This window comes from Caloranaerobacter longqiensis, assembly GCF_050286925.1.
Lineage (GTDB): Bacteria > Bacillota > Clostridia > Tissierellales > Thermohalobacteraceae > Caloranaerobacter.
Genome location: NZ_JBFWFX010000002.1, coordinates 43,379 through 60,507 on the forward strand (window position 1 = coordinate 43,379; position 17,129 = coordinate 60,507).

13 protein-coding genes and 1 pseudogene are annotated in these 17,129 nt (G+C 28.6%); 12 read left to right on the forward strand and 2 right to left on the reverse strand.

Features of this window, described 5'->3' with window-relative positions; translation table 11 throughout:
• Nucleotides 1–2 precede the first annotated feature (2 nt).
• The 8 genes and pseudogenes from hutI to AB4Y15_RS02365 all read left to right on the forward strand — a co-directional run bounded on the left by hutI (nucleotide 3) and on the right by AB4Y15_RS02365 (nucleotide 6,865).
• On the forward strand, nucleotides 3–1,283 hold the full coding sequence (hutI, locus tag AB4Y15_RS02330) for an imidazolonepropionase (RefSeq protein ID WP_427338220.1): 1,281 nt from the start codon (nucleotides 3–5) through the stop codon (nucleotides 1,281–1,283).
• Nucleotides 1,268–1,885, forward strand: coding sequence for a cyclodeaminase/cyclohydrolase family protein (locus tag AB4Y15_RS02335; RefSeq protein WP_427338221.1), 618 nt, complete (start codon nucleotides 1,268–1,270; stop codon nucleotides 1,883–1,885). Before hutI ends, AB4Y15_RS02335 begins: the two co-directional genes overlap by 16 nt.
• A 147-nt stretch (nucleotides 1,886–2,032) precedes the next feature.
• Entirely contained in the window at nucleotides 2,033–2,440 is a 408-nt protein-coding gene (locus AB4Y15_RS02340) for a hypothetical protein (protein WP_427338222.1), read from the forward strand.
• A 166-nt stretch (nucleotides 2,441–2,606) separates the two neighbouring features.
• Nucleotides 2,607–2,939, forward strand: coding sequence for an SdpI family protein (locus AB4Y15_RS02345; RefSeq protein ID WP_427338224.1), 333 nt, complete (start codon nucleotides 2,607–2,609; stop codon nucleotides 2,937–2,939).
• Nucleotides 2,940–3,327: 388 nt separating this feature from the next.
• On the forward strand, nucleotides 3,328–5,073 hold the full coding sequence (locus tag AB4Y15_RS02350) for an ABC transporter ATP-binding protein (protein ID WP_427338225.1): 1,746 nt from the start codon (nucleotides 3,328–3,330) through the stop codon (nucleotides 5,071–5,073).
• A 27-nt stretch (nucleotides 5,074–5,100) separates the two neighbouring features.
• Nucleotides 5,101–5,232 (forward strand): hypothetical protein, encoded by a 132-nt coding sequence (locus tag AB4Y15_RS02355; protein ID WP_427338226.1) that lies wholly within the window; start codon nucleotides 5,101–5,103, stop codon nucleotides 5,230–5,232.
• 29 nt (nucleotides 5,233–5,261) lie between these two features.
• Nucleotides 5,262–5,396, forward strand: a pseudogene (locus tag AB4Y15_RS02360) (hypothetical protein); the annotation flags it as partial.
• 284 nt (nucleotides 5,397–5,680) lie between these two features.
• Nucleotides 5,681–6,865, forward strand: coding sequence for a YibE/F family protein (locus tag AB4Y15_RS02365; protein ID WP_427338227.1), 1,185 nt, complete (start codon nucleotides 5,681–5,683; stop codon nucleotides 6,863–6,865).
• 57 nt (nucleotides 6,866–6,922) lie between these two features.
• On the opposite strand, the gene AB4Y15_RS02370 is transcribed toward AB4Y15_RS02365, so the two are convergent.
• Both AB4Y15_RS02370 and adhE read right to left on the reverse strand, forming a co-directional pair.
• A complete protein-coding gene (locus AB4Y15_RS02370; protein ID WP_427338228.1) occupies nucleotides 6,923–7,276 on the reverse strand; it encodes a hypothetical protein in 354 nt (117 codons plus the stop codon).
• 441 nt (nucleotides 7,277–7,717) lie between these two features.
• Nucleotides 7,718–10,309, reverse strand: a complete 2,592-nt coding sequence (gene adhE, locus AB4Y15_RS02375) for a bifunctional acetaldehyde-CoA/alcohol dehydrogenase (RefSeq protein ID WP_427338229.1) — start codon at nucleotides 10,307–10,309, stop codon at nucleotides 7,718–7,720.
• Between the two features lie 387 nt (nucleotides 10,310–10,696).
• Between adhE and AB4Y15_RS02380 the strand changes: the two genes are divergently transcribed.
• The 4 genes from AB4Y15_RS02380 (at nucleotide 10,697) to AB4Y15_RS02395 (ending at nucleotide 16,950) form a co-directional block, all read left to right on the forward strand.
• On the forward strand, nucleotides 10,697–13,747 hold the full coding sequence (locus AB4Y15_RS02380) for an ATP-binding protein (RefSeq protein ID WP_427338230.1): 3,051 nt from the start codon (nucleotides 10,697–10,699) through the stop codon (nucleotides 13,745–13,747).
• 30 nt (nucleotides 13,748–13,777) lie between these two features.
• Nucleotides 13,778–14,641: an aminotransferase class IV gene (locus AB4Y15_RS02385; RefSeq protein ID WP_427338231.1), complete on the forward strand. Its 864-nt coding sequence runs from the start codon at nucleotides 13,778–13,780 to the stop codon at nucleotides 14,639–14,641.
• Between the two features lie 14 nt (nucleotides 14,642–14,655).
• Nucleotides 14,656–15,156 carry a D-glycero-alpha-D-manno-heptose-1,7-bisphosphate 7-phosphatase gene (locus tag AB4Y15_RS02390; protein ID WP_427338232.1) on the forward strand — a complete coding sequence of 167 codons (501 nt, stop codon included), beginning with the start codon at nucleotides 14,656–14,658 and terminating at the stop codon, nucleotides 15,154–15,156.
• 288 nt (nucleotides 15,157–15,444) lie between these two features.
• Entirely contained in the window at nucleotides 15,445–16,950 is a 1,506-nt protein-coding gene (locus AB4Y15_RS02395; protein WP_427338233.1) for a carboxypeptidase M32, read from the forward strand.
• The last annotated feature ends 179 nt before the right edge of the window (nucleotides 16,951–17,129 follow it).

Sequence of the window (17,129 nt, forward strand, 5' to 3'; positions counted from 1 at the left end):
GCATGAAAGGTAATATTATTATAAAGAATGCCAACGAGCTTGTTACTTGTAGTGGTTTTAAAGCTAAGCAAGGTAAAGAGATGTCTGATTTAAAGATAATCAGTGATGGAGCAGTAGTAATAGAAGATGGAATTATTAAAGCAGTAGGGAAGACGGAGGAAATACTTAAAGAATATAATGAAAAAGATTATAAAGTAATAGATGCAACTAATAAAGCTGTATTGCCTGGTTTTGTAGATTCCCATACTCATTTTGTATTTGGAGGATACAGAGCGGAAGAGTTTTCTTGGAGGCTTCGTGGAGATAGCTACATGGAAATTATGAAAAGAGGCGGCGGAATTGTAAGTACAGTTAAAGCTACTAGAGAGGCTTCTTTTGAAGAACTATTCCAATCAGGATTAAAGAGGCTAGATTCTATGCTTTCTTTTGGAGTAACAACAGTTGAAGGAAAAAGTGGCTATGGATTAGATTGTGAAACAGAGATTAAACAGTTAGAAGTAATGGATAAGCTTGACAATATACATCCTATTGATATAGCAAAAACTTTTTTAGGCCCTCATGCAGTGCCAAAAGATTATAAAGGAAGAGAAGATGAATTTATAGATTTTATGATAGATGAAGTATTGCCTGTTGTTGCTGAAAGAAAATTAGCCGAATTCTGTGATATATTTTGCGAAAAGAATGTTTTTTCTGTTGAGCAGTCTAGAAGATATCTTAAAAAAGCTAAAGAATATGGATTTAAGTTAAAAATTCATGCGGATGAAATTGTGCAGTTAGGAGGGGCTGAGTTAGCAGCTGAATTAGGAGCTGTTTCAGCAGATCACCTACTGCAGGCATCAGATGAAGGAATAAGGCAAATGGCTGAAAAAGAGGTCGTTGCTACGCTTTTGCCTGGTACTGCATTTAGCTTAAAAGAGCCTTATGCTAGAGCTAGATACATGATAGACCAGAATTTAGCAGTTGCATTGGCTACTGATATGAACCCAGGTAGCTGTCATACGGAGTCAATACCTCTGATTTTTGCATTAGCCGTGCTTTATATGAATATGACTACTGAAGAGGCTATTACAGCACTTACTATTAATGGAGCTGCTGCAATAGACAGGGCTGATAGCATAGGTAGTATAGATGTAGGTAAAAAAGGAGACATTATAATTCTTGAGTTTCCGTCATATAAGTACATACCGTATCATATCGGAGTAAGTACTGTTGAAAAAGTAATTAAAAACGGTGTATTAGTTTTTAATAAGGAAGAGGAGGCAGCATTATGTTACAAGATTTAAACCTTAAGGAATTTCTAGAAAAAACAGCTTCTAAATCACCTGTTCCAGGTGGAGGAAGTGTAGCGGCTTTGAGTGCTTCTTTATCAGCTAGTTTGATTGAAATGGTTGGTAATTTGACTATAGGTAAAAAAGGATACGAAGATGTAGAAGATGAAATGAAAGAGATAGTTAGTATTTGTTCTAAATACAGAGAAAAATTTGTTAACGATATAGACAGAGATTCAGATGCTTTTAACAAAGTAATGGCTGCTTTTAAATTACCTAAGGATACTGAAGAAGAAAAGGCGGCTAGAAAAAAAGCTATACAAGAAAGCTTTAAAACTGCTGCATTAGTACCTCTTGAAGTAGCTGAAGATGCTTTCAAGTTATTAGAGTTTGCAGCAAAGGTTGTAGAAAAGGGTAATAAAAATGCAGTTACAGATGGAGCTGTTGCGGCTATGATGGCAAGGACTGCAGTTCTTTCAGCTTTATATAATGTAAAAATAAATTTAGGTTCTATAAAAGATGAAGAATTTGTATCTAAAGTATCAAAACAGGTTGAAAGTTTAGAATCTCAAGTAAATAATATAGAAAAAGAAATACTCTCAAAAGTTAAGTTATAAAAAATATTAAAACTTCGGGCTATAAGCTCGAAGTTTTTTGCATTTAAAAGTCGAAATATAGGAGATTGTGTTGGAAAAATATGATTGACATCTCAAAAAAATCCTGTTACGCTAAATGTAAATTTATATAAAATTGGAGGGGATATTGTGGGATTAGTAAATAGAAAATATTTCAGAATTATGAATTCTTTTTTATTATTAATATTAATTCTAACTGTAATTTTAACTGGATGCAATAAAAGAGAAAATAATTTTACTAATAATGTGATAAGAGATAAAAATGTAAATAGCGAAAATAGATTACCAAAAAAGATAGATAAAGATAAAAAAGATGAATTAGAAAATATTAAGACAGAATTGAAAGAAATAAATAAGAAAATAGATAGAATGAAAAAAGAAATTACTAGTAAAAAGGGGAATTTGGGAGAAGATGCTATTAATAATGAAAATATAAAGAATTTAATAGAACAATATGAGAAAGAAGCAAAAACAATGGAGGAAATAAGTGATAAGTTAAACAAAGAAATAGAGAAAATTTTAAATAGTAAAGAATAGGTAATATTTTTTAATAAAGATAGATATTTAGGAGATATGGATTTGATGAAATGGATGATAAAACTTTTCATTATTAGAAAAAACGTATTCTGAAATGTTCTAAATGAAAAAGCACTATTATTATGCACTCTATTTGATTAGTTTATACAGAAAGGGGGAGATTAGATTGTTTTTCTACTATTTAAATATCGTTATAAGTTTTATTTATGCTTTAGCTGGATTGTTACTCATAAGAACAATAGCGAATAAATCGCCGAATCTTTGGTTTGGCATTCGTAATAAATATACATTGTCAAACAAAGAAATATGGAGAAAAACGAATAGATCAGGTGGTATAGTACTTATAATTTCAGGTTTAATATTATTGGTACCTAATTTGTTTATAGGACCAAGTAATGAAAAATTCTATTTATGGTTTACGTTAATTTCGCCGATAGCAGTTATAGCTGTTTTAGGGATAGCAACGTGGATTATTTCTAAAAGATTGTTTGAAAAATGAAAACTTCGGACATATAAGCTCGGAGTTTTTTTATAATCCATAGGAAATTATAATAAAATCCTATATTTAAAAAAATTAATGTTGATTTTATTGAAACTTTATCTGGCATGTTTACATGCTAGAGTCGTTATAAACTACTTTAAATTGTGGATAATTTTAAATATAATTTCCGTAATGGATATGGGCAAAATCTACCTTATACAAATTTAAATCGAAGATTTTGTTCTTATAAAAGTCGAAATATAGGGGATTATGTTGGAAAAATATGATGGACATTTCAAAAAAACCTATTACAATAAATTAATACAAATATAAAGTATAAGAAATAGATTTGATGATAGTAGAATAAAATCCAAACAGGATATTAAATATAAAGGAGATATGATTCATGAAATCTTCAAGTACACTTAGTAAAGTATTGAAAATTTTTAAGTTATGTAGAGAATTTTGGGGCAAGGCTATAGTATTAGCTATTACTTTAGTATTGACTAGTTTTTTATCTGCTTATCCCATTAAATACATAGAGAAAATAATAAATATTGCTACGAGTTCATCCCAAGATAAAGTTAAAGCTTTTTTCTTGGCGGGTTGTGTTTATCTATTATTACATGTGTTAAATATAATATTTAGAGCTTTATTTGAATATTTAAATGTTTATTTAGAAACGCAAATTGGACATAAAATAAGAATTGAATTATTTTCAAAACTTCAAAAAATTCCATATAGAGTTTATGTTGAGAATAATACTAGTGATTTAATGGTTAGATTGATAGAAGATAGTAAAATAACAGTAAGTGGGATGTTGAAACCATTGACTTTTATAATCAGGGATATTTTAATTTTCATTTTTGGATTTTATTATATGTCAAGAATTGATTTGCAAATCACTTTAATAATGGTTCCAATAGGAATTGTTTTATCTTTGCAGGCAATTAAAACGGGGCCTAAGATAAATAAATTGGCCGAAGATGAAAGACAAGCGAATTCTTTATTGTGGGGAAAATTTTCTGAAGGAATAAAAGGGATTAAAGAAATAAAATCTTATTGTCAGGAAAAGAGATTTAGTGAAGAAGTGTCTAAAAAAAGTATAAATATGAACAAAAAGATATTGAGTCTTCAGAAATTTGTAATAATTACTAGTAATATTAATAGTGCATTTTTTATGGGAATAATTGCTTTTATTATGATATTTGGAGGATATAAGGTAAGTATTGGGACTTTATCTATTGGAGGACTTACTGCTATTATGATGTATAATGGACTTCTTATAGATCCTATGATTAATTTTTTCTCGTTTTATCAACAAATGCAGCAAGTGTTTGTAAGTTCAGATAAAATTTTTTCTATTTTAGAAGAAAAGGAAGAAAACAGTGGAGAAATTGACTATAAATATACTTTTGAAAATAAATTAGAAATAAAAGAATTGACTTTCAAATATAATGATAAAATTGCTTTAAAGAATATTTCATTAAATATATTTAAAGGAGAAAAGGTTGCTTTTGTAGGATATAGCGGTTCGGGGAAAAGTACACTGTGTAAGTTACTAATAAGGTTTTATGAACCTGACAAAGGGCAAATAATTATCGATGGTTATGACATAAAAAATATAAGTTTAAATAATTTAAGAAAAATATTTGGAATAGTTTTTCAAGATACTTTTTTATTTACAGGAACTTTAAGAGAAAACATACTGTTTAGTAATCCACAAGCTACAGAGGAGGAGTTAAATGAGGCTTTAAGGATTGCAGGAGTAGATTCGTTTCTTGAAAAGCTTCCGTTCGGGCTTGATACTCCTGTAGGTGAAAATGGGTTTAATCTATCTGGAGGAGAAAGACAAAGGGTTTCTATTGCAAGAACAATATTAAGAAATCCTGATATAATTATTTTGGATGAATCGACATCTTCATTAGATCCAATTACAACATCAAAGGTTATAAAACGTATTTTAAAAAAATATGAGGATAGAACAATAATATTTACTGCTCACAAATTAACGACTATTTCTAAGTTGTGTGATAAAATATATGTATTTAAAGATGGTGAAATTGTAGAAGAAGGGATACATGACGAATTAATTAATAGAGATACATTATATAGAAAGATATATAATGCTCAGTTTTTAAAATCTTCATAGATATATAAATTGGGGTGGGGAAGTATTATGCTTAAAATATTAGTTTGGGATATTACGGATAAATGCAACTTAAGATGTATTCATTGTTATAATGCTGATATGTATTTTAATAAAAAAGTTAATTCATTAACTTTGTCAGATAAAATAGAAAGCCAATAATGGTTTTGATAAATTAATGTTATTTATTAGGAGGAGAACCACTTATTTATGAAAATCTTGATCGTATTTTAAAAGCAGCAAACAAAAATTCTATAAAAGTATTTATAACAACGAATGGGACGGTTATGAATGATGATATTATAGATATTTTGATTAGAAATTAGGTAAAACCAGGGTTAGTGAATGTGAATATATTATGGAGAAAGAAAACGAATAATTATGTGCAGTATATGTGCAGTAGTAAAAACAAAGATAGTATAAAAAAAGATATTTGTAAATTTCTATTAGATATGAGGGTATATAATTTGATAGATTTTTAATGTGTATTAAATTTAAATAATAATCTAGATGGGAATCTTTTTCTTTTTTTTGTAATTGCTTTTGTTGACTAATAGATCAAAGTGATTTAATATTGTTTTATAACATATTTTTTAAAAGGGGTGTCAGAATGAGGATTTATGACAGCAGGCGATTGTTTTTTATTGTTGTATTGTTAACTATATTTACCTTGGCATTTAATGTAGTAAGTGTTTTTGCTGAAGGTAATGACGGTGACTTTGAAAATGAAATGCAAGACATTAGTCAGGAGGAACTAAAACCTGTACATGGAAAAGTAATCGAGATATTGTCAGATGAAATTGAGGAAACTGAAGGTTATGATCAAAGTTATGAAATGCGCCATCAGAGAGTAAAAGTAAAAATTACAAGTGGAAAGCATAAAGGAGAAACTATTATTGTAGATAATTATATTGATGAAAGAATAGTTTACAATATTATTGTAAATAAGGGCGATAACGTACTTTTATTTTTAGAGGAAGATGAAAATGGAAATATTTTGGTTGGATATATAGGTGAGATTGCAAGAGATAGATATTTGCTTTATTTAGCTATAGCTTTTATACTGCTTTTAATATTAGTTGGTGGGTTTAAAGGTTTTAAAACGGTAATAACTTTGGCTTTAACAATTTTAGCAGTTGTTAAAATACTACTACCTTTGATATTAAAAGGATATAATCCTGTGTTGGTATCTGTAGTTGTTAGTATAGGTGTGATTATTATAACTCTGTTAATTATAAGTGGAGTAAATAGAAAAACTTTATGTGCTATAATAGGTACTGCAGGTGGAGTATTGATTGCTGGTCTGATAGCATTAAGTATTGGTACAATGGCTAAACTTACGGGATTAGGTAATGAAGAAGCACAAATGCTTATGTTTATTCCTCAAAATATAAGTTTTAATTTTAGAGGGTTGCTTTTTGCAGGAATTATATTAGGGGCATTAGGTGCTGTAATGGATGTAAGTATGTCTATTTCTTCAGCTATGTACGAAATGCAGGCTGTTAATCCAGAAATCAGCACAAAGGATTTAATTAAATCTGGTATGAATATGGGACGAGATATTATGGGAACTATGTCAAATACTTTAATATTGGCATATGCTGGTGGAGCAATTCATTTAATGCTTCTATTTTTAGCATATAATTTTTCGTTTGTTGAAATAATAAATAGAGATATGATTGCTTCTGAAGTTGTTAGGGCATTAGCAGGAAGTATAGGGCTTATTTTAACTATACCGTTAACAGTTCTAGTGTCAGGAACAATAGGAAGGGACAAAAATTATAAATCGATCTAGATTGAAAATAAAATGATAATTATTAATAAAAGACTCCGAGTTTAAGTTCGGAGTCTATTATTTAGCGTAAAAAATAAATATATACATATTATCTATTTTTTTTCTTTTTATATTAAAAACATGATTTTGTTTTGAATAGTAGTTCTCAGAAAAATCAAATGTATATTTATTATAATTTGTATCATAAATAACTTTTTTATTATTTAAAAAGACAATCTTTTTTAAATTGGCTGTATATAAACCTGTACTCTCACTAAATAGGTATTCAATAAATGTTGTATCTGAAGAAATCCATTTGGAACCAACTGTATTAAATATCTTTTCTCTTGGAATATATGGCTCAAAGATATATATTTCATCCCAATCGAAGGGAATAATTTTATTAAAATCAATTTTAGAATTATCTTTCAAATATGGTTCGATTAATTTTTCTAAGTTTATTTCACTAACATTATTTAGCTGTAAGTTTTTATATGAATAAATTTAAATGTTGTAAATCCGAATATTAAAACAATAACTATAATTAGAATAGTAAATAATTTATTTTTAAGTTTCATATCAATTATCTCCTTACCATTTAATTCCTATAAATCTAGGATACGACATTCCTTTAGACTTACCATCTTTTTCGAAGATTAACAATCGACCTAGTCTTTTTTCAGGATTGTATTTCCAACCTTTTTTATTTTGTTTTACATTTTACCTCTCTGTTTTTTTTAAAACAATTAACAAATTAATAAAGATTTAAAATAAATGTATTTTTTGCTATATCTGTATTCTATATCTCTTTAAAAATTTCCTGCTAAAGATAAAATTAAACCCACGATTTTTTACATCGTGGGTTTATCAAGATTATTTCTTTATTTCTCCAAATGCATTTATATACATTTGTTTAATTTCACTAATTAAAGGATATCTTGGATTAGATACTGTACATTGATCATCAAATGCCTTTTCGCTCATTTCATCTAATGTTGCAAAGAATTTTTGTTTAGAAACTCCCGCTTCCTTTATAGTTTTTGGTATATTTAATTTAGCTTTTAAATCATCAATAGCTTTAATTAGAAGTTCTACCTTTTCATCATCTGTATTTCCACCTAATTGTAAATAGTCGGCAATTCTAGCATATCTCCATTTAGCATTTGGATATTTATATTGTGGGAATGTAGCTTGTTTTCTAGGATTATCTACAGCATTAAATCTAATAACTTCATTAATTAATAGAGCATTTGCTATACCATGAGGTATATGATGCATAGAACCTAATTTATGAGCCATTGAATGGCATACTCCTAAGAAAGCATTAGCAAATGCCATACCTGCCATAGTCGAAGCATGAGCCATTTTTTCTCTAGCTTTTATATTATTTGGGCCATCATTATATGCTTGTGGTAAATATTTGAATATTAGTCTAATAGCTTCTAGGGCCATTCCGTTAGTATATTCTGAAGCACATACAGATACGTATGCTTCTATAGCATGAGTTAATGCATCAATACCAGAAGCTGCTGTTAAACTTTTTGGCATATTCATCATGAGTTCTGCATCTACAATAGCCATGTCTGGAGTAAGTTCATAATCGGCTAGTGGATATTTAATTTGAGTTTTTTCGTCTGTTATAACTGCAAAAGGAGTTACTTCAGAACCTGTACCAGCTGAAGTTGGTATTGCTACCATCATAGCTTTTTGGCCCATTTTTGGGAATTTAAATACTCTCTTTCTTATATCCATAAATCTCATTGCTAAATCTTCAAATCTAACTTCTGGATGCTCGTACATTACCCACATTATTTTAGCAGCATCCATTGGTGAACCTCCACCTAGAGCTATAATTGTATCAGGTTCAAAACTTCTCATTTCTTCAGCACCTTTTTTAGCAGTAGCTAAAGTTGGATCTGGTTCTACATCAAAGAATACTTTATGGTCTATTTGTATTTCTTCTAGCACTTTTGTAATTTTATCAACAAAGCCTAAATTATAAAGAACTTTGTCAGTTACAATGAAGGCTTTCTTTTTATTCATATCTTTTAATTCTTTTAATGCCATTGCTAAGCAACCATATTTGAAGTATATTTTTTCTGGAACTCTAAACCAAAGCATATTTTCTCTCCTCTCGGCTACGTTCTTTATGTTTAAAAGATGCTTTACTCCAACATTTTCTGATACTGAGTTTCCACCCCAAGAACCGCAGCCTAGAGTTAAAGAAGGAGCAAGTTTGAAATTGTATATATCTCCTATAGCACCTTGAGAAGAAGGCATATTTATTATTGTTCTTCCAGTTTTCATTACTTCACTAAACTTTGCAATTCTATCTTTTGACTTAATTTGATCAGTATATAATACTGAAGTATGTCCAAAACCGCCAAGTTCAACGAGTTTTACAGCTTTGTCAAGTGCTTCTGTAAAATTCTTTGCTTTGTATAGAGCAAGGATTGGTGATAATTTTTCATGGGCAAAAGGTTCATCAGCTTCTACAGATTCAACTTCTCCAATAAGAACCTTAGTGCTTTCAGGGACTTTAATTCCTGCCATTTCAGCTATTTTACATGCTGATTGACCAACTATATTTGGATTTATAGAGCCATTAACTAAAATAATTTTTCTAATTTTGTCTACTTCATTTTTCTTTAATAAATAAGCCCCTCTTTCTGCAAATTCTTTTTTAACTTCATCATAAATATCTTCTATAACTATTACAGATTGTTCGGAAGCACAGATAACTCCATTATCGAAACTTTTTGAAAGAAGTATTGAGTTTACTGCCATTTTTATATGTGCAGTTTCATCTATTATAGCCGGAGTATTTCCTGCACCTACACCTATAGCTGGTTTACCTGATGAATAAGCTGCTTTAACCATTCCAGGCCCACCAGTAGCAAGGATTAAATCAGATTCTCTCATAGCATATTGGGAAAGTTCTACAGAAGGTTCGTCTATCCATCCAATAATTCCTTCTGGTGCTCCAGCTTTTACTGCTGCTTCTAATACTATTTTTGCTGCAGCTATTGTTGATTTTTTTGCTCTTGGGTGAGGTGAAAATATTATACCATTTCTAGTTTTTAGTGCGATAAGTGCTTTGAATATTGCAGTTGAAGTTGGATTTGTAGTTGGTACAATTGCAGCTATAACACCTATTGGTTCTGCAATTTTTGTAATACCAAAGGAGTTATCTCTCTCAATAACACCACAAGTTTTCTCATCTTTGTATTTATTGTAAATATATTCAGATGCAAAATGGTTTTTTATTACCTTATCTTCCACAATTCCCATACCAGTTTCTTCAACTGCCATTTTTGCAAGTTTAATTCTAGCATTATTTGCAGCCATAGCAGCTTGTCTAAAAATTTCGTCTACCTGTTCTTGAGTATAAGTAGCATATTTCTTTTGAGCTTCTCTTATTTCTTTTAGTTTTTTCATTAAATCTTCTACATTTTTAACAGACATAATTGCCACCTCTCTCTTAAAAATTTTTAGAATATTAAAATATAGTTAAAAATTTAACAATAAAGCATCAAAAAAATAGCATGTGTTTGTATATTTACAGATATAATTGATGTCTTTTTTTCTAAAAATCTAAGACATGAGACATAGTTAAAAATTTAACAATAAAGCATCAAAAAAATAACATGCTTTTACATATTTAACAGTAAAGAGATAAAAATTTATTTTCAAAAGCGTTGCACATATATATAATATCATAAACTTTTATAGATTCAAGTATTTTTTTAAAAAATTTTTTAAACACAAAAAACATGAGTTTGCCTATAGCTTAAAAAAGGATTTTAATATATTTAGTCGAAATATATTCAAAAAAAGTGAAAGTGGGATTATATGGCTTCAATACATGTAAAGATGTTTAATATTCCTACTGTAATGAAGAACGGTAAAAAAATAACTTTCCCTTTAAGAAAAGCAGAAGCTTTGTTTTATTATTTAGTAGTAAATAGAAAAGCAACTAGAGATGAGTTAGCCTTTCTTTTGTGGGGAGAATTTCCAGAAAAGAAAGCAAAAAAGAATTTGAGAAATACAATGTATAAAATAAGAAAATCTTTTGATATGGATATTATTATATCTCCACAAAAGCATATTGTTATGTTAAATCCTGAAATAGATTTACATACAGATTTAGATATTTTTTTATCTGATAGTGATAATGATATTGAAGCGTATTCAGGAGAATTTTTACAGGGATTTTTGGTTAAGGATGCTCAGAAATTTGATGAATGGTTGATAAATACAAGAGAGAACTTTAAAGAAATATATATATCGAAACTCTATAAAAGGATAAATGAGAGCCAATTTAAAAAAGAATATGATTTAGTTGAAAAATATGCAAAATTGCTGATTGAAGCTGATGAATTTGATGAAAAGGCACATAGAATTTTGATGGAGTTTTATAGTAGCAAAGGAGCTTATAACAAAGCAATTGATATTTATAGCAAGTTATTAAAGAGATTGGTTGATGAATTAGGAATAACGCCTGAGTCAGAAACTAAGGAGCTTTATGAAAATATTTTACTTATGAGGAATTCAAAGGGAAAGAAAGATTTAAGTAATAAAGAATTTTTCTATGGAAGAAATGAGGAACTTCAGTTTTTAGAGAGAAATTACAAAGAATTTGTATACGGCAGAAATTCAAGGTCAGTCCTTATAATAGGAGAAGCTGGAATAGGTAAAACGAAGCTTAAGGATAAATTTTTAAGTATGGTGGATAAGAAAGATGTATATATAATTGAAGCTAACTGTTATCAAGTAGAAGAAGATTATTTGCTTAAACCATGGAATACTATACTTGATAAACTTATCAGTATTATCAAAATTGAGAAGATAGATGTTCCAGTTTTGTGGAAAAACATTATTTCTTGTATATTTCCTGTATTTGCAGATGAATCAATACAGCTTAATATAAACCCAGTTGAAAAAATAGATAGTTTAAAATATCAGGTTGTTGAAGATGTAATTTTAAGTATTTTCAAAAAAGTTTCTAGAAAAAAGAAAATATTACTTGTATTTGAAGATTTGCATTGGATGGATGATATGAGTTTATCTTTACTTAGTAAATTAATTTTACATGATGAAAATAATACTATAAATCTATTGGGGACTTTAAGAAATGTATATAGTTATAAGATTGAGAAGTTTACAGCACTTTTGAGTAAATATAATAAGTTAGAGAAAATTTGTTTAAGTAGGTTTACAAAAAGTGAGGTAGAAGATTTTTTAAACAAAGCTCTTCCAGGATATAAATTTACTGAAGAATTGAAAAATAGGATTTATGAAGAAACGGAAGGCAATACTTTTTTTCTAGTAGAATTTCTGAACACAGTAAAAGAAAAAGGTAATATAAATTTTATGACTTCAAAAATCCAAGATATACTAAGAAGCAGATTGTTAGATATTTCTGATGATGGTAGGAAAATAATAAATATTATTTCGCTATTTTTTGATGAAGCAAGTTTAGATATTATAAAAGAAGTAAGTGGAAAAAGTGAGTTTGAAATTATTGAAATTATCGAAGAATTAAAAAATAAATATATAATCAAGGAAATAATTCAAGAAGATAGGATAAGTTATAAATTTACACATCAAAAATTAAGAGAGTTTGTATATTTTGAACAACCTAAGGCTATGAGAAGACTGCTTCATAATAAAGTTGGACTTATATTAGAGGGTAGTTTAAAGAATAATAACAGCGATATGCTTTTATATCCAAAGCTTATATACCATTTTTCTAATGGAGGTAATAAGTTAGCTACTTTAAAGTATAGCATAAAGAATGTTGATAGATACTTAGATTTCAGCCATGAGCTTTTTCCTGAATTAACAAATATGCCAGTTAAGGACCAAGGGTATTTGTATATAACAAAAGATAGAGCTGTTAAGTATTTAGATGATATTGAGAAATTACTTGAGGAAGTAAAGGAAAAGGAAGGTTTAACTGAAGATATTACAAAACTCGAGATAGCGTTTTTTCATATGAAGGGTAGATATTTAATAAGAGAAGGTGAATATGACAGAGGAATTGATTATATAAAGAAAGTTATAAGTAAGTCTATTGAGATTGGAGAATACAAATATGCTTTGAAAGGTTATAGACAGATGATATATTATGCTATTCAAACTCATAATAACGATATTATGAAAAAGTATCTGGATTTAGGGTTAAAGCTTGCAAGACAGTTGGAATATAAAAAGGATATAGCTATTTTATTAAGACTTAAAGGTGTAAATAAGATTATGACTGGTGAATACATAAAAGCTGAAGAACTTTTGAAAGAGTCTATAAAAATGTTTACAATACTTAATCAAAATGAAGATAGGTATTCACTAAATATAGCAGCCGCTTATAACTATATAGGTGAGATAAGAAGGCATAACATGAGTTTTTCAACGGCTTTAAATTATTATGATAAAGCTATTAAAATCTGTGAAGATAAAAAAGTAATAAGAGGGCTTACAATATTTACGACAAATGCAGGACAAGCAGCTTATGACATGGGAGATTATCATAGAGCTAGACAGTATTTAAGAAAGGCGTTAAATGTATATAATCAGATTGATACACTTTGGGGACGTTCAACAGCTGAAGGATATATGGCACTTCTATATATACAAGAAGGTAAGTATAGAGAGGCTTTAGAATGTCTAAAAAGAGCAGATTCTTTTTCTAAAAAGTTAAAAAGTCCTTATGAATTAGGACTTATATATAGGGTTAAGGCTGAAATTAGAAGTAAAATGGATAGAAACCAGTTTTTAAACGACATATTTAAAGATTATTTGAAAAGAGATTTGAAATATTATTGTGATTGTGGTATAGAGCTTCTTAAAAAAGTGAAGGAGAGCTATGAGATTGATATTCTGAAGGCTTTGAGGAGAGGATGAAAATTTGACGAAGAAGTATATGATTAAGATATGAAAAACTGTGAGGTGATAGAAATGTTAAATGAATTATATTTAGATTTTTGTATTGTTGATGATAAGGTTTGTTTGACTAAAGAAGTCAATATATCTGATTTAATAAAATCACCATCTATATATGAAGTTATTAGAGTTATAGATGGTGTTCCTTTGTATGTAGAAGAGCATTTGATGAGAATGAGAAAATCGGCAGAATTACTTGGGTTTAAAATAAAAAAGTCAGATGATGAAATATTAGATGAAATTAAAAAATTGATTACTGTAAATAACTTTCCAAATTTAAATATAAAATTAATGTTTAGCGATCTTAATAAAAGTAATCAGCTATTTTTGGCATATTTTATAAAAAGTTATTATCCAGAAAAAGAAGTATATGAAAATGGTATACATACAATCCTTTTCAATATTGTAAGAGAAAATCCTAATGCTAAAATAGTAAATATGAGTTTTAAAGAAAGAGTAAAAAAAGAGTTAGAAGATAAAAATGCATTTGAAGCTCTTTTAGTTAATGAAGATGGATATATTACTGAAGGCAGTCGTTCTAATATATTTTTTGTTATAGATGACAAGGTATACACAGCACCAGAAGGTGAGGTTTTACAGGGAATAACTAGAGAAAAAGTATTAAAAGTTTCAAAAGAGCTTGGAATAGAAATTATAAAGAGGAATATACATATTGATGAATTGAAAAATTTAGATGGAGCTTTTATGACAGGGACATCTGTAAACGTTCTGCCGATAAGGACTATTGATGAAATAAAGCTAGATTCTGTTAATAATAAAATAATAAAGGAAATTAGTTTAAGGTATATTAATGATATGGAGAGGTATATTAAATCAAGAAAAAATTTATTTTAGGGGTGGTTTTACTTATGAAAGCTATATTTTTAGATAGGGATGGAGTTATAAATGATAACAGCAAACATGTAAACAAGCCAGAAGATTTGATAATTTACGAATCGGCTAAAAGAGGTTTAAAAAAATTATATGATGCCGGATACACATTATTTATAGTTACTAATCAAGGTGGAATTGAATTAGGATATATAACAGAAGAAGATTTAGATAAGATACATAAAAAGCTCATAGAAGAGCTTAAGCCGTACTGTGAGATTAAAGAGATTAAGTTTTGTCCCGACTTTTATAGAAAATCAGAATGTAGAAAACCTAAACCTGGGATGATTTTAGAACTTGCTGAAAAGTATAATATAGATTTAAGTCAAAGTTGGATGATAGGGGACATGGATACAGATATTATTGCGGGTTTGAAAGCTGGTTGTAAAACTGCGAAAATAGGAGAAGCATATGAAAAAGCACATATAAATGGTAAAGATTTAGACGAAGTAGCAGAAAAAATATTGTCTCAAGTATAAAATGTGGCTAATAGTTGAAATTTATTTTTTTTGCAATAAATATTCTGAAATTTCAAAAAAGTTTAAAAATTCAGCAGGAATTTGAAAGTAAATATAGAATAGAACAAAATCTTCGATTAAAATAATCAAAGAAGATTTTGTTGAAATCCATTACGGAAATTATATTCAAAATTATCCACAAATTAATACAGTTTATAATTTCCTATAGATTATAAAAAACAATTTGAATTTTAGTAAATAAAGGTAAGGTATACCTTTATTTAACATAACATGATAAGAGGTGAGCGAATGGATATAGAAAAGGTCAAAAAGCAGTTTAGAAATCTTGTAGATCGTTTATATGCGATGAATTATGTATCATCAGTTGTTTATTGGGATGGTCTTACAGGTGCTTCAAAAAAAGGCATAAATGTTCGTGCTAAATCGTTAGGAATCATAAGAAGCGAAGCTCATAAAATGTTGATTTCAGATGAAATGAAAGAGTGTTTAATTACATTAGAAAAATTCAAAGGTGAACTAGATGAGGTTACAAAGGGACTTTTAAAGAAGGTAAATAGGGAATATAATCGTTTAATTAAAATTCCTATGGATGAGTTACAGGAATATACTAAACTTTGCACAAAATCTAATATTGTATGGGAAGAGGCAAAGCGAAAATCTGATTTTCAGTTATTTGCTCCATATTTAGAAGAGATAATTTCATATTTGCGCAAGTTTATAGATTATAGGGGATATGAAGGACATCCATATAATACTTTATTAAATGATTATGAACCAGGTATGACTGTTGATAAACTTGATAGTTTTTTTGAATTATTAAAAAAGAGGATAGTTCCTCTTGTACACGAGATACAAAATAGCAATAAGACGATAGAAAATGATTTTCTTAAGCTATCTTACCCTATTGATAAACAACGAAAATTTTCTATGTATTTATTAGAAAAAATAGGGTTTGATATGAATGCAGGTATGTTAAAAGAAAGTGAACATCCTTTTACTTTGGGATTAGATCCAAGTGATGTAAGACTAACAACGCATTACTATGAAAATGATGTTATGTCTGCTATATTTAGCACTATACATGAAGGTGGACATGCTATTTATGAACAAAATTATGATGAGGCTTTATCTGGTACTTTGTTAGCTAATGGTTCTTCATCAGGTATTCATGAATCGCAATCTAGAATGTTTGAAAATATCTTTGGAAGAAGTATAAGCTTTTGGAAGTATTTTTATCCTAAATTAGTTGAAACATTCCCAGAACAGCTTTCAGATATTTCATTAGAACAATTCTATGAAGCTATAAACGAATCAAAACCATCGTTAATTAGGATTAAAGCTGACGAGCTTACTTATTCTCTACATATAATGGTTAGATATGAAGTAGAAAAAGCACTTTTTGAAGGTAAATTAAATGTAAAGGATTTACCAAGAATTTGGAATGAGAAGATGGAGGAGTATTTAGGTATTGTGCCAACTGATGATTTTGAGGGAGTTCTTCAAGATGTTCATTGGTCAAGTGGAATGTTTGGATATTTTCCGTCATATGCATTAGGAGATGCATTTGCAGCACAATTTGCTCATGCTATGAGAAATGAAATAGATTTAGATAGATTACTTGAAAAAGGAGATTATACTAAAATCTTATATTGGCTTCGAGAAAATATTCATAAATATGGATTATTGAAGGAGCCGATTGAGATTTTAAGGAGTGCTACTGGAGAGGAGTTTAATTCTGTTTACTTAATTGAATACTTAGAAGAGAAATATAAGAAATTATATGATTTGAAATAATGTTTTTAAGTTAAAATGAGCTTTAGAAATTAACAAAATATAAGTCTTAATAAGATTAACAGAAAAAGCTGATAGATAATAATTACAAATTTGGTTGCATATATATATTACATGATTATTATAGCCAAGCTTATTTTAAAGCTTTAAAATACTCTAAAATCAGGATATAAATTTCTTGA